Origin of the sequence: Streptomyces sp. OR43 (assembly GCF_008042275.1) — a bacterium.
In the GTDB taxonomy this organism is placed as follows: Bacteria; Actinomycetota; Actinomycetes; order Streptomycetales; family Streptomycetaceae; genus Streptomyces.
Map to the genome: position 1 here is coordinate 1 of NZ_RDBK01000040.1, position 14,300 is coordinate 14,300.

At 72.5% G+C, this 14,300-nt stretch carries 11 protein-coding genes; 7 read left to right on the forward strand and 4 right to left on the reverse strand.

Annotated elements, in window-relative coordinates:
* The first annotated feature begins 380 nt into the window (after window positions 1–380).
* Window positions 381–1,772, forward strand: a complete 1,392-nt coding sequence (locus EAO72_RS17710) for a cellulase family glycosylhydrolase (RefSeq protein WP_187285108.1) — start codon at window positions 381–383, stop codon at window positions 1,770–1,772.
* A 95-nt stretch (window positions 1,773–1,867) separates the two neighbouring features.
* Here EAO72_RS17710 and EAO72_RS17715 read toward each other — a convergent pair whose 3' ends face one another.
* On the reverse strand, window positions 1,868–2,728 hold the full coding sequence (locus EAO72_RS17715) for a methyltransferase domain-containing protein (RefSeq protein WP_148018310.1): 861 nt from the start codon (window positions 2,726–2,728) through the stop codon (window positions 1,868–1,870).
* A gap of 28 nt (window positions 2,729–2,756) precedes the next feature.
* On the opposite strand from EAO72_RS17715, the gene pdxR reads away from it, so the two are divergent.
* On the forward strand, window positions 2,757–4,265 hold the full coding sequence (pdxR, locus tag EAO72_RS17720) for a MocR-like pyridoxine biosynthesis transcription factor PdxR (RefSeq protein ID WP_148018311.1): 1,509 nt from the start codon (window positions 2,757–2,759) through the stop codon (window positions 4,263–4,265).
* Window positions 4,266–4,273: 8 nt separating this feature from the next.
* On the opposite strand, the gene EAO72_RS17725 is transcribed toward pdxR, so the two are convergent.
* Window positions 4,274–5,278, reverse strand: coding sequence for an MBL fold metallo-hydrolase (locus EAO72_RS17725; protein WP_148018312.1), 1,005 nt, complete (start codon window positions 5,276–5,278; stop codon window positions 4,274–4,276).
* 152 nt (window positions 5,279–5,430) lie between these two features.
* Here EAO72_RS17725 and EAO72_RS17730 point away from each other — a divergent pair, with 152 nt between their 5' ends.
* A complete protein-coding gene (locus EAO72_RS17730; RefSeq protein ID WP_222724101.1) occupies window positions 5,431–6,864 on the forward strand; it encodes an FAD-dependent oxidoreductase in 1,434 nt (477 codons plus the stop codon).
* A gap of 32 nt (window positions 6,865–6,896) precedes the next feature.
* On the opposite strand, the gene EAO72_RS17735 is transcribed toward EAO72_RS17730, so the two are convergent.
* On the reverse strand, window positions 6,897–7,718 hold the full coding sequence (locus EAO72_RS17735) for an NAD-dependent epimerase/dehydratase family protein (protein ID WP_187285109.1): 822 nt from the start codon (window positions 7,716–7,718) through the stop codon (window positions 6,897–6,899).
* Between the two features lie 223 nt (window positions 7,719–7,941).
* On the opposite strand from EAO72_RS17735, the gene EAO72_RS17740 reads away from it, so the two are divergent.
* Window positions 7,942–9,537, forward strand: coding sequence for a class I adenylate-forming enzyme family protein (locus tag EAO72_RS17740; protein WP_148018315.1), 1,596 nt, complete (start codon window positions 7,942–7,944; stop codon window positions 9,535–9,537).
* Window positions 9,538–9,576: 39 nt separating this feature from the next.
* Window positions 9,577–10,419, forward strand: coding sequence for a DUF4437 domain-containing protein (locus tag EAO72_RS17745; RefSeq protein ID WP_148018316.1), 843 nt, complete (start codon window positions 9,577–9,579; stop codon window positions 10,417–10,419).
* Window positions 10,420–10,627: 208 nt separating this feature from the next.
* On the opposite strand, the gene EAO72_RS17750 is transcribed toward EAO72_RS17745, so the two are convergent.
* Window positions 10,628–12,076, reverse strand: a complete 1,449-nt coding sequence (locus EAO72_RS17750) for a dihydroorotase (RefSeq protein WP_148018317.1) — start codon at window positions 12,074–12,076, stop codon at window positions 10,628–10,630.
* Window positions 12,077–12,224: 148 nt separating this feature from the next.
* On the opposite strand from EAO72_RS17750, the gene EAO72_RS17755 reads away from it, so the two are divergent.
* Together EAO72_RS17755 and EAO72_RS17760 are read left to right on the forward strand one after the other, a co-directional pair.
* Window positions 12,225–13,445, forward strand: coding sequence for a CaiB/BaiF CoA transferase family protein (locus EAO72_RS17755; protein WP_222724106.1), 1,221 nt, complete (start codon window positions 12,225–12,227; stop codon window positions 13,443–13,445).
* An 86-nt stretch (window positions 13,446–13,531) separates the two neighbouring features.
* A partial coding sequence (locus EAO72_RS17760; protein WP_148018344.1) for a cyclase family protein occupies window positions 13,532–14,300 on the forward strand: 769 nt, incomplete at its 3' end.

Consider the following 14,300-nt stretch of genomic DNA (forward strand, 5'->3'; position numbering starts at 1 on the left):
GGCGGCGTCTCGGGCGGTGGGTGGCTGGCGGGTGGGCGGCGTCTCGGGCGGTGAGTGGCTGGCGGGCCGGCGCCGCGTCGGGCGGTGCGGGCTCGCGGGTCCGGCGCGTCCGAAGGCCGTGGTGGTGGCGAATCCTGTCCAACGCCTTGACGGCGCGTCTCGCGTCCCCCGAGATTGGGAGCGCTCCCAATTCCGTTGCGTCCCACCGGACTCGGCGCCATGGAGTGATCGGGCCCGCGGGGTGACCTCGCGACGACGAGTGGCCGACCGGGCCCATGTCGAGGCCGTTTCCATCCATCAGCGGGACCGGCGTTCCACGGCCGACGCCGTTCGGGAGCGCTCCCGTCCTGCCGTTTCCGCTTCGTACGAGGAGGACTGCTGTGAAACGCCTTCTGGCTCTACTGGCGACCTGCGCGACGATCCTGGGCCTCACCGCCCTGTACGGCCCCCAGGCGGTGGCTGCCGCCGGATGCAAGGTCGACTACACGGTCACCAGCCAGTGGCAGGGCGGCTTCCAGGCCGGTGTGAAGATCACCAATCTGGGCGCACCGGTCTCGGGCTGGAAGCTCGACGTCGCCATGCCGGACGCGGGGCAGAAGCTCGTCCAGGGGTGGAACGCCACCTGGTCGCAGTCCGGTTCCACGGTCAGTGCCGTCGGCGTCGACTGGAACCGCACGCTCGCCACCGGCGCGACGGCCGACGTGGGGATGGTGGGATCCTTCACCGGCGCCAACCCGAAGCCGACGGCGTTCACGCTGAACGGCGTCGCCTGCACCGGTACCGTCGACGGGACCGACCCGGGGACTGATCCCGGGACCGACCCCGGTGACGACGGCACGCCCGTGGGCGTCAACGGACAGGTCCACGTCTGTGGCGTCCACCTCTGCAACCAGTACGACCGCCCCGTACAACTGCGCGGGATGAGCACGCACGGCATCCAGTGGTTCAGCCAGTGCTACAACAACGCGTCCATGGACGCGCTGGCCAACGACTGGAAGGCGGACCTGCTGCGCGTCGCCATGTATGTGCAGGAGGACGGCTACGAGACCGACCCGGCGGGGTTCACCAGCCGGGTGAACGGCCTTGTCGACATGGCCGAGGCGCGAGGCATGTACGCCCTGATCGACTTCCACACCCTGACGCCGGGCGATCCGAACTACAACCTCGACCGCGCCAAGACGTTCTTCGCGTCCGTCGCGGCCCGCAACGCCGGCAAGAAGAACGTGATCTACGAGATCGCCAACGAGCCCAACGGCGTGAGCTGGACGGCCATCAAGAACTATGCCGAACAGGTCATCCCGGTGATCCGTGCCGCCGACCCTGACGCCGTCGTCATCGTCGGGACCCGCGGCTGGTCGTCCCTGGGGGTGTCGGACGGCTCCAGCGAGAGCGAGGTCGTCGGCAACCCCGTCAACGCCACGAACATCATGTACGCGTTCCACTTCTACGCCGCGAGCCACAAGGACTCCTACCGTGCCGCGGTGAGCCGGGCGTCCTCCCAACTCCCGCTTTTCGTGACCGAGTTCGGAACGGTGAGTGCCACCGGTGGCGGGGCGCTGGACCGGGCGAGCACCACGGCATGGCTGGACCTGCTCGACCAGCTCAAGATCGGCTACGCGAACTGGACCTACTCGGACGCTCCCGAGAGCAGTGCGGCGCTCAAGCCCGGCACCTGCGACGGCAGTGACTACAGCAGCAGCGGCGTGCTGACGGAATCGGGGACGCTGCTCAAGAGCAGGATCAGCACACCCGACAACTTCCCCGCCGGCTGACTCCGCCGGGGCTCCGGCGGTGCCGGAGCCCCGGCCCGGGGAACGAAGCCATGCGCGTCATCCGTGAACCCGGCCCGGGCCGGCTCCCGGCCCGGTCAGCCCACGGCTCGGCCCGGCGGATTGACGGCGACGCCCTTGAAGAACGTGTAGTGGAACGTTCCGTCGACCTCGGCGGCGCGGCGCAGGTCGGCGATTCCCTGCTCCCAGGCGGTCGTGGTGGTGAGGGAAGCGGCCAGCGCCTTGTCCCGGACGGAGGCGACCATGGCGATGAAGGTGTTGCGGGTGAAGCCCTCGACCAGGGCGGGCCGCGTCCCGTCGGCGTAGACCGTGAGGGGGCGGACCGCGACCTCGTCGTACCCGGCACCGGACAGCAGCGGCTGGACGCGTCGGCCGAGCCGCGCGTCGCCCCCGGCCGCCGCCTGGAGGCGGACCTGGCAGTCGATCGCGGCGCGGGCGAACGGGCTGTCGGGGTGGAAGAAGGCCGACCCGTGGTCCCCCTCGATCACGGTGATGGTGCCCCCGGGCCGCAGCACCCGCCGCAGTCCGGTCAGCGCCCGCCGGGGATCCGGCAGGTGTTCCAGCACGAAGCAGACGAAGACATGGTCGAACTCCGCGTCGGCGAAGGGCAGGTCGTACACGTCGGCGCGGTGCCACTCCACCTGGGCCCGGGGTGCGGACCCCGCGACTCGGGCGCGGGCCCGCGCGAGGGACTCCTCGGACCGGTCGACCGCGACGATGTGCGCTCCAGGGCTCGACCGGAGGAGATGGACGGTCTGGGCGCCGATCCCGCATCCGAGCTCCAGGACCCGGCTGCCCGCGCGGTAGGCCGTGCCGGCGTGCAGCAACTGGGCCAGCGTGTCCGCCTGGTCGCCCAACCGCCGTCCCTCACGCGGCGAGTAGCCATGCACGTAGTCGCCTGCCGACGCGGGGGAGGAAGGGGTTGTGGCTGTGTTCATGGCCCAACTCTGTTGCCACAATGGTCTGATGAACAGATCCAATGAGGGTGCTTCGGGCAGGTCCATAGTGCCGGGGGCCGACTTCCTTCATCTGGCCGTCGACGAGGCGCCGGGAGGAGGGAAGTCCGACTGGCTGACCCGGCAGATCCGGCTCGCCCTGGCCGACGGCCGGCTGCCGGTGGGCAGCCGGCTGCCGGCCACCCGGGTCCTGGCAGGCGAACTGGGCGTCTCGCGCGGCGTGGTCACCGAGGCCTACCAACGCCTGGTCGAGGACGGGCACGTGGCCGGACGAGGACGCAACGGAACGATCGTCGTCGGCGTGCCCGCACGGGTGACGAGGGCGACCGGACCCACCGCCCCGGCCGGTCCGCCGTCCCCGCGTTCCGTCTTCACCGCGGTGCCCGGCGCCGAGATCTACGACACGATGCGCAGCGCCCGGGCACGGATCGACCTCTCCCCGGGGCTCCCCGACCTTGCCGCGTTCCCGCGCGCGGCGTGGCTGCGTACCGAACGCCGTGTCCTCGACCAGCTCGCGGCATCCGACCTCGGGTACGGAGACCCACGCGGAACGCCGGCCCTTCGCCTGGCCATCGCGCACTGGATCGCCCGGAACCGCGGCATCAGGGCGGACCCCGACGAGGTCCTCATCGTCGCGGGCACCGCCCAGACGCTCACGCTCCTGGGACGGGTGCTGCGCGACGACGGCATCTGCGCGATCGCCGTGGAGGACCCCGGATCCCTCGGGGCCCGTCAGCATCTGCGCAACTGCCGGCTGGACACCCCGCCCGTCGCGGTCGACTCCGAAGGCGTACGGGTCGATCAGCTGCGCGCCACCGGTGCCGCGGCCGTACTCCTCACGCCCGCGCACCAGTTCCCCACCGGTGTCGTCCTCCGGGGCGGCCGGCGGGGCGAACTGACACGCTGGGCCCGCGAACACGACGGGCTGATCATCGAGGACGACTACGACGCCGAACACCGCTACGACCGGACCCCGGTGCCCGCGTTGCGGTCCGTGCTTCCCGAGCACGTCTTCTACGCCGGAAGTGTCTCGAAGCTCCTCGCGCCGGCCCTGCGCATCGGATGGGTCCTCGCCCCGCGGAAGTACCGCGACGCGCTGGTGGACGCCAAACGGTTCGCGGACCTCGGCAACGCCGCCCTGCCGCAACTCGTCCTGGCCCGGTTCATGGATTCCGGTGCGATGGAAAGCCAGCTGCGCCACCTGCGCAGGCATCACCGCCACCGCCGGGACGCCATGATCGAGGCCATCGGTGCCCACCTTCCGGGCGCGATCGTGCACGGCGCCGCGGCCGGTCTGCACCTGACCATCACCTTCGACGCCGAGTGCGCCGACACGGAGCTGGCGGCGATGGCGCTGGCCCGCGACGTGAAGGTGCACCCCCTGTCCTGGCACAGTCAGCGGCCGCACCGTCCGGGACTGGTCCTGGGCTACGCCGCGAGCACACCCGCCGACATCGCCGAAGGCGTGGCGGTACTCGGTGACGTGCTGCGGAGCGGCGGTGCGGGCGTCGGGCTGTGATGCCCGCGTCATCGAGGCCAGGGGTCGGCCCGGCGGCCGAGCACGGGCAGTGCCAGGGCGACGCCCTCGGACGCGGCCTTCCGGGTCAGGAAGTCCATGGTGGCCGTGAAATCGTCGAGGAAGGCGCGGAACGGCCGCAGGGGGCGGTCGAGGGAGCGGAAGAAGTCGTCCCAGTGGACGGGGACGACGCGCCGGGCGCCCGTGGCCGTGACCAGCCGGGCCCAGTACTCCTCCCGGAACGCCTCGTCCTGCCGGCCGAGCGCGCCGATCCCCAGGTACACGGTGTCGGCGCCGTACCCGTCGAGGGCGCCGGGCAGGCTGTGCGCGCTGGCGTGGACGAGGAGCCGGCGCCGCCCGTGCCGGACGTGCAGGGTGTAGCAGTCGCCGGTCCGGAAGTCCGTGGCGCGGGCAGGCGGCCGCAACGGGCGGTCGATCCGGCCGGGAGCGAGGTCGCCCGGGCTGTGCCGGGCGGGCAGCGCGGTGAGCGTGAACCGCCCGATGGTGAACGGCTCGCCGGTGACGACCGGTTGGAAACGTTCGTCGGGAAACCCCTGCCCGCGTGCGATGTTGCGGGTGGACGGCGAGCCGATGAGCCGGGCGTCCGTCATGGCGGCCACCTCGGGCGCGTCCAGGGCGTGGTCGTAGTGCGAGTGGACGACGAACACCGCGTCGAGGCGGCCGATTCCGGCCTGCSGCAGGCCGGTGGCGATACGGGCGCGGTCCGGTCGCAGACGGCCGAAGCGCATGCGCAGGAGGCCGGGCCGGCTGAAGAACCCGTCGGTGAGGACGGCGCAGTCGCCGTCGTCGAGCAGGATCGTGGACACGCCGAGGAACACGGTGCGCAGGGCGCCGGGGCCGGGCGGAGCCGATGGTTCGTACAGGTGCTCCCACGGGGCGAGCCGGGGCGCCCGCAGGCCTCGCAGGACGGCGGTCGCGCGCGGTCCTCGGTGATCGGCGCCGAGGTCGGTGACCGGCCCTCGCTCAGGTGAACTGTCACGTGGTCCGGGAGTCATGGCGTCAGTATCCACCGTACGGCGCCCCGTTCGGTGGTCGCCGCATGGTGCCGTCCTCGCTTCGGTGTCTTGACCGAACCACCCTGTATGGGAAACGGTGTCTCACGAAGCGGAACGCTTCGGGTCGGCCGGTCGTGCGGGAGGGGCTGTCGGTGGGCGGTGAGGCAGATGTCGTGGTGGTCGGTGCGGGCCCCGGCGGGATCGCGTGTGCGATCGCGGCAGCCGAGGGCGGGGCGTCGGCCGTACTCCTGGAGAAGACCGCCGATATCGGCGGGGCCCTGCCGTGGTCGGGCGGTCATCTCTCGGCCGGCGGCTTCTCCCTCCAGCGGGCGCGGGGGATCGAGGACGACCCCGAGCGGCACTGGCGGGACATCGCGCGGATCAGCGGCGGGACCGGGCGCGAGGATCTGACCCGGCTGTCGCTGGGGGAACAGCCGTCCGTGCTGGAGTGGCTGCTCGACGCCGGTCTCGTCGTCGACCCGGCCACCCCGCGCATCGTCCACGGGCATGAGCAGTACCTCGTCCCCCGCACGGTCCACGCGTCCGAAGTGCCGGGCGGCCCGGCGCTGTTGACGGTGCTGCGCCGGCTTCTCGCCCCGCATCTGGCCTCCGGCGCCGTCCGGCTCCACAGCAGGGCCGAAGTGACGGAGCTCCGCTCCGCTCCGGACGGCCGGGTGGCCGGGGTGGTGACCGCGGACGGCCGGTTCTTCGGCGGGGCGGCCGTCGTCCTCGCCACGGGCGGGTTCGGCCACGACCCCGGACTCTTCGCCGAGTTGGACAACGCTCCGCTGACCACATCGGCGGCGCCGACCGCGACGGGCGACGGGATCCGCCTGGGCCGCGCGGTGGGGGCCGGTATCCAGGGCCGGGGAATGTATCTGCCGACCTTCGGCGGCCTGCCGCCCGAGCCGGGGACGCTCCGGGTGGACTGGGTGCACCGCCCCCAGCTCGTCGCTCCCGAACGGCCGCCGTGGGAGGTGTACGTCGATATGCGCGGGCGGCGCTGGACCGCCGAGGACGAGCCGTCCATCGACCGCAAGGAGCGCGCTCTGGCCCGTCTGGAGCGGATGACCTTCTGGACGGTCTTCGACGCCCGGGCGCTCCGCATGTCGCAGCCGATGGTGCACGGCTGGACCCCGGAGGAGTTCGACGCGGTGTGCGGCCGGCGACGCGGTCTGCACCGGGCGCCGGACCTTCCGGCGCTCGCCCGCCTGGCCGGCATCGCCCCGGGTGGCCTGGTGGCGCAGACGGACCGCTACAACGGATTCGTCGCGGCCGGGCACGACCCCGAGTTCGGCCGGACCCATCTGCCCGCGCCGCTCGTGGAGCCACCGTTCTACGCGGTCGAGAACAGGCCGGTCACCGTCATCACCTTCGCCGGTCTGGACGTCGACACCCGTCTGCGTGTCCGCCGGGAGGACGGCAGCGTGATTCCCGGCCTCTACGCGGTGGGCGAGGTGATCGGTTCGGCGGCGGTCAACGGCAACTCGTTCTGCTCCGGGATGTGTCTCACCCCCGCCATGGCTTTCGGCCGCATCCTGGGCCGTGCGCTGGCGGACCGCGCCGCCCCGGGGCCGGCGGCCTGAGCCCCGGCGGGGACCGGCCGCCGGAGCCGATCTCAGGCGTGCTGGAAGGTGAACCCGGCCCGGCGCAGCCGCGCGGAGGAGATCGGGTGCGCGGGGGTGCGGATCTGTTCCCCGAAGGTGAGCGGGGGGAGTCCGGCGGCGGCGCAGACCTTGCCGAACGACTCGGCGTTGGTGGGCGGAACCGAGGCATCGGGCACGGCGTTGTAGAGCCCTGTCAGCCCCTCGGTCAGGACGAAGGCGAGGGCGCCCGCCGCGTCCTGGTGGTCGATCCGGTGCCGCAGGGCGCCGGACGCGAAAGGCACGATGCCGCCGAGGTGTTCGTGGGCGAGTCTCACCCGGGCCGTGTCGTCGAGGTCGCCGGGATGCCCGGTGACGTCGGGCAGCCGTACGACCGCGCCTCCGGCCGGCGCCAGCACCGCTGCCTCGGCCGCCAGGAAACTCCGGGGGGAGGCGTCCTCGCTCGTGGTCGGCGGCGTCGTCTCGTCGACGACCGGGCCGTCGGCGTCACCGTAGACGGAGACCGAACCGGCCATCACCACCCGGGGGTGGGCCGAGGCGGCCGCCCGCGCCGTCGCGACCAGCGCGTCGGCGTACTCGGCTGCCCGGGCGGCCGGGTCCAGGGCCCGCCGCAGCCGGGGGCTGACCGTCAGTACCAGCCCGTCGGCCCCTTCCGCGATCCTCGCCATCGCCTCGCTGTCCCGGCCGGAGAGCACCACTGCCGCACCGCATATCTCGGCCACCTCGGCCCGTCGCTCCTGCGAGGTGGTGGTGCCCACCACCTCGTGCCCCTCCGCGCGCAGCAGCCGTGCGACGCCCCCGCCGACATTTCCGCAGCCGATCACGACATAACGCATCCGACGCACCTCCGAAAGGAAACAGTGTTCCACTGTGGCGTACGGCAGTGCCGACACGCCAGTGCCGGACGGCGATGACCGCCACGCCCGCTTCCCCGGCGCGGCCCGAGTCGCGCGTCCTTCGTTCCTCATGGGGAAACTTTGTTGACGTAGGTGGAACCGTGGCAGTACATAAGGGGAGTGCTCATCTTCGATCAACGCCGGGCCCGCGGAGGACGTCGTCATGCCTGATGAACCACCCCTGCCCCACCGGGTCCGGCGGATCCTGGCCGACGGCGCCACCGTCACCATGGCGGACGGAGTGCGCGAGCGCGCCCTTGATTCCCCCGGGCGCACCGCGGTCATCGACGCCGGGCGCGCGCTGACCTTCGCCGCGGTCCACGAGCGGTCGAACCGGCTCGCCCAGGCGCTGCTCGGCGCCGGCCTGGTGCCGGGGGATCCCGTCGCGGTCCTGCTGGGCAACTGCCTGGAGTACCCCGAGGTGGCGGCCGCTCTGGCGAAGGCCGGGCTGCCGATGGTGCCGCTGGGGATCCGTCAGACGGGGCCGGAGATCGGCTGGATCGTCGGCCACAGCGGGGCGCGTGCGCTGATCGTCCAGGATGACCGGGCCGAGGAGGCACTCGTCGCCGTCGCGGCGAGCGGTGACCGGATCGCCGCCGTGCTCACCGTGGGCCGGCCCGGCGTGGGGCGCGGTTACGAGGAGGCGCTCGCCGCCGCACCCGACCGCGATCCGCTGGTGCGGATCAGCGGCGACGACATCTTCTGCGTCCAGTACACCTCCGGCACCACCGGCCGCCCCAAGGGCGCGCTCCTCACCCATCGCGGCAGGGCGCTGACCGCGTTGCTCTCGGCGCACGAATGGGGCCTGGGCGCCGGCCGGACCAGCCTGGCGGTCGCCCCCATGAGCCACGGGGCCGGGTTCATGTTCGGGTTCGCGCCCGTACTGACCGGCGGCACCGTCGTGATGCTGCCCCGCTGGGACCCCGCCCGCATGCTCGACCTGGCCGAGAAGCACCGGGTCCAGTCGATGTTCCTGGTGCCGACGCACGCGCAGACCATCCGGGCCCTGGGCGAGGACGCTCCCGCCCGGTACCGCCTGGACGCCCTGGACACCCTGTACTTCAACGCGGCCGCCCTGCCCGTTCCGCTGAAGGAGTGGGTGCTGGACGCCTTCCCGGGCTGCGGGGTCCACGAACTGTACGGATCGACCGAGGGCGGCGTGGTGACCGACCTCCGTCCGGTCGACGCCCGTCGCAAGGCGGGCTCGGTGGGCCGCGCCTGGTATCTGACCGACGTCCGTGTCGTCGACGACGAAGGCCGGCCCGTGCCCCCCGGCGAGCCGGGCGAGCTCTTCAGCGCGTCCCCCTTCCTGATGGCGGGCTACCTCGACGATCCCGGGGCCACGGCCGCCTGCAGGGCGCCGGACGGCGCGCTGTCGGTGGGCGATGTCGCCACCATGGACGACGAGGGGTACGTGACCATCGTCGACCGCAAGACGGACCTGATCGTCTCCGGCGGGCTCAACGTCTACCCCCGTGAGGTGGAGGAGGCGCTCCTCCTCCACCCGGCCGTGGCCGAGTGTGCCGTCGCCGGTACGGCCGACCCGGTGTGGGGCGAGCGGGTCACGGCCTTCGTGGTGTGGGCGCCCGGCGTCCCCCCGGCCGCCGTCGAGGACCTCGCCGAGTACCTGCGCCCCCGGCTGGCCGGATACAAGCTGCCGCGCAGGCTGGAGGTCCTGGACCGGCTCCCGCGCAACGCGGCGGGAAAAGTGCTCAAACGCGAACTCCGTGACGGCGCAAGTCCGTTGCGGTCCCGGTAGGACCCCGGTACGGCACGACGAACGAGAGGCGGTGGCGCGGTGCGCCCGCATGTGGAACTGATCCATGAGGACGACTACGTATGGCACGTGGCGGAATTGCCGGGCGGTACGGGCGAGGTGCGCGAGCGGCGGCTCAGCACCGACGAGGAGGACGGGTCCAGTGCGCTCTCCCTCGAGTTCGACACCGACTGGACGCGGGGAGCGGGGGTTCCGTCCGCGGACACCGAGTTCTTCGTCGTCTCGGGCCTGCTGACGTACGGCGGCACGGCGCTGGGAGCGGGCGGCTATGTCCAGGTCCCCACCGGGGTGCCGATGGAGGCGGTGTCGATCGAAGCGGGCAGCCGGGTGCTGCACTGGCGTGAGTACGGCCCCGCCGACTTCGCCCTGGGCGGTGAGCGCTCGGCGGAGGCAGCCGGTGAGGTCACCGTGCGGGACCCGGACGAGATGGAGTGGGTGGCCGCGCCCACCGTGGGGCCGATCACCCCGCTGTACATCAAGCTGCTGCACCGCGACGAGAAGACCGGGTTCTACACCCGGCTGATTCTCGCTCCCAAGGGCTGGAACGACCACCGGCTGGCCCATCACCCCTGCTACGAGGAGTTCTACACGCTCGGCGGTCGGATGACGTACAACTTCGGCGACATCGATCCGGGCACCTACTGCTTCCGCCCGCCGTTCGTGAAGCACGGACACTTCGTCGCGGAGGAGGACACCACGTGGATCATCCGCTCGGACGGTGAACTCATCAACTGGTACACCACCGAGGAGTGGATCAACTGGGGTGGTGAGGCGGAGAACTACGAGCCGCACCAGGCACCGCAGCCCTCCACCATGCCGCTGCGGTCCCGCTCGCGGGGTGAGTGGACCCGCGACGGCATGTGAGCAGCCCTTCGGCGGGGCGGACCGCGGCGACGCGGTCCGCCCCGCTGCGCGTTCCGGCCGGCGGGCGTGTACGAACGTTCCGGCCGGTGACCGTGTCCGTGCGTTCCGGCCGACGAGGGCGCACGGCGCATGCGCACGGCGAACGCCCCTGCCCGGACCGGCTGGTGCGCCGGTCCGGGCAGGGGCGCAGGCTGTGCCGGCCCGTAGGTCAGCGGGACAGGTACCGGCCCCGCGGCGTCCCGGTGACCTCGCCGTCGCGGTAGGCGATCTGCCCGCGCAGCACGGTGGTGGTCGGCCAGCCGCGTACGGCGCGCCCGTCGAAGGGGCAGTGGTCCTGGCCGGACAGGAGCAGTTCCGGTGTGACGGTGCGTTCCGCGTCCAGGTCCACGAGCACCAGGTCCGCGTCATGCCCCACCATCAACGAGCCCTTGCGGCCGGCCAGTCCGTAGGCGGCGGCCGGTGAGGCCGAGACCAGCTCGGCTATCCGGCGCAGCGGGACTCCCCGCCGGTGGTATCCCTCCGACAGCAGCAGGGGGTAGAGCAGAGCGGTCCCGCCGAACCCGGGCAGGGCCGGCCACAGCGCGTCGCCCTTGCTCTCCTCCATGCAGCACGCGTGGTCGGATGCCACCCAGTCGACGGTGCCGTCCGCCACCCCCGCCCACAGTGCCTCATTGTCCGCCGTCGTCCGGATCGGGGGATTCACCTTGCCGCCGAGACCGGAGCCGGCCGCGTCCAGACTCTCGTGGTCCAGGCACAGATGATGGAGCGTCACCTCGGCCCGGATGTCCGTGCCCGGTGCGGCCGCCCGGGCGGCGCGGGCCGCGTCGAGTGCCTCCCCGCTGGACAGGTGCAGGAGGTTGACCGGGCAGCCGGTGGCGTGGGCGAGCGTGGCCGCCTCCCCGATGGCCACGCGCTCGGTGAGCGGCGGCCGGGCCTCGCTGTAGGCGCGCAGTGTCTGCGGATCGCCCGCCGCGCGGACCCGGTCGATGAACAGGCGCATGAGCTCGGCCTGTTCGCAGTGGAGGGAGAGCGAGACGCGGCCGTCCGGACGGGCGGCGTCGGCCGCCGCGACCGCCTCCATCAGCTGATAGAGGTGACCGAGGTCGTACTCCTCGCCCTCGGCGGTCATCCGGAAGCCGCGGGCGTCGCGGGAGTCGGCGGAAAGGTTGAACCCCTTGTAGAACATGTAGTACTTGAACGAGCTCACCCCACTGTCCGCCACCAGTGCCGGGATCTCCCGGGTCTGGGCGGTGTCCATGGGAGCGAGGTGGAAGCCGTAGTCGGTGTGTGCCAGGCCCTCCACCGCCTTGAGGACCTCGGGCAGGATCTCCGCGTACGGACCGGTCCGGTTGAGGTAGTGCTCCCCGGTGCGGAAGTACGACAGCACGCTGGTGACGCCGCCGACCAGCGAGGAGCGCGTCTCCTGCGCGGCGTCGACCCCCAGCTGCCGGTAGATGCCGAGGTGGAAGTGGGCGTCCACGGCGCCCGGGAACACCATCTTGCCCTGTGCGTCCAGCACTTCCTCGGCGTCCGATGCGGGGAGGTCGTCGCCGATCGCGGCCACCACCCCGTCCCGGACCGCGAGGTCGGCGCGGATCTCGCCGGTCCATGGCTGGACCAGCGTGCCGTTCTTCACGAGCAGGTCGTAGCGTGCCAAGTCCTCTGCCGCCTTCCGGTCCCGGATCCCCTGGGGGAAACGTCGTTTCTCTTCTGTGCGAGCGTGCCGCATGCTAGCTTTTGGTAACACTGTTCCGCAAGGAGAAACAGGCTTGACTGAAAAGGTGTGAGCCGCTGTGCCGTCCCGCATCCCTTCCGGAGCCGGGCCCGTGCCCCCTCCGGGTCCGCTCGCCGGGCTGACCGTGCTCGACTGCGCCACCTTGTTCGCCGGGCCGCTCGCCGCCACCGTCCTCGGCGACTACGGCGCCGACGTCATCAAGATCGAACATCCGCGGCGCCCCGACCCCGCACGCACCCATGGCCCCGCCCGCGACGGCACCGGCCTGTGGTGGAAGATGCTCGGCCGCAACAAGCACACCGTGACCCTCGACCTCTCCCGTCCGGCCGGCGCCGCGCTGCTGCTGCGCCTCGTCGAGCAGGCGGACGTCCTGATCGAGAACTTCCGCCCCGGCACGCTGGAGCGGTGGGGCCTGGCCCCCGAGCGGCTGCACGAGACCAACCCGGGCCTCGTGATCGCCAGGGTCACCGGGTTCGGCCAGTTCGGCCCGTACGCCCGCCGTCCCGGGTTCGGCACCCTCGCCGAGTCGATGAGCGGCTTCGCGGCCGTGACCGGCGAGCCCGACGGTCCGCCCACGCTGCCCCCGTTCGGCCTGGCCGACGGCATCGCCGCCCTGGTCGCCGCGTCCGCCGTCCAGACGGCGCTGCTGCACCGGACGATGCGGGGCGGACCGGGGCAGGTCGTCGACCTCGCCATCGTGGAACCGCTGTTGACCCTGCTGGGCCCCCAGGCATCCGCGTACGACCAGCTCGGCACCGTACCCACCCGTACGGGCAACCGGTCCGCGAACAACGCCCCGCGCAACACCTACCGCACCCGGGACGAGCGCTGGGTGGCGGTCTCGACCTCCGCGCAGTCCATCGCCGAACGGGTGCTGCGCCTGGTGGGCCACCCGGAGGTCATCGACGAACCCTGGTTCGCCAGCGGTTCCGGGCGCGCCGGTCACGCGGACCTCCTGGACGAGCACGTCGGGAGCTGGATCGCCGCCCGCGACCTGGACGACGTCATGACCGCCTTCACCGAGGCGGAGGCGGCGGTCTGCCCGGTCTACGACATCCGTGACGTGTTCGCCGATCCGCAGTACCGGGCGCTGGACTCCCTCACCACCGTCCAGGACCCCGAACTCGGCCCGCTGCGCATGCAGAACGTCCTCTTCCGGCTCTCCGCCACCCCGGGCTCGATCCGCTGGACGGGGCGCCCGCACGGAGCGGACAACGAAGCCGTGTACAGCGGCCGGCTGGGCCTGACGGCCGACGAGCTCAAGGCGCTCATCGACGAGGGTGCCGTATGAGCGGCTCCGTACGGCCGCACCACGCGCGCCGATCCACTTCCAAGGCCCCCGCCGGCCCCACCCAGAAGCCCGATGAAGGGACATCCATGTCCGGCGCCCCCGGCGTCCTGCCCACACCGCTCTGGCACGCCCTCGCCACAGCGCGCGTCGTCGACCTCGCGCAGCCGATGCGGCGGGGCATGCCGCAGTCGCCCAACCACCCGCCGTTCCGCCTCCTGCTGGAGCGCCGCCACGGCGACATGGTGCGTGAGGACGGCGGCTCGGCGGCCAACGAGATCGTCATCACCGGCGGACACGTCGGCACCCATGTCGACGCGCTCGCCCACGTCTCCCACGACGGACTGCTGTACGGAGGGCTCACGGCCGCCGAGCAGCAGAGCCACGAGGGCTTCGCCCGCCTCGGCATCGACGAGTTCACCCCGTACGTCGGCCGGTGCGTCCTGCTGGACGTCGCCCGGCTGCACGGGGTGCCCGTGCTGCCCGCCGGATACGAGATCACCCCGGACGACCTCGCCGCCGCCGAGAGCGCCGCGGGCGTCACCGTCGCCGCCGGCGAGGCCGTCCTCATCGGCACCGGCTGGTCGCGCCACTGGGCGGACGCGGCGGTCTTCACCGGCCAGACCGGCGGCGCTCCCGGGCCCGGCGCCGCGGCCGGACAGTGGCTGGCCGCCCGCCGGCCCGCCCTCGTCGGCGGCGAGACCATCGCGTTCGAGCACATCGCGCCCGGCCGGGGGCACGCCACGCTGCCGGTACACCGCACCCTGCTCGTGGAGTCCGGGATCAACATCGTGGAAACGATGCGGCTCGACGCGCTCGCCGCCACCGGGGCCGCGGAGTTCCTGCTTGTCCTCGCCC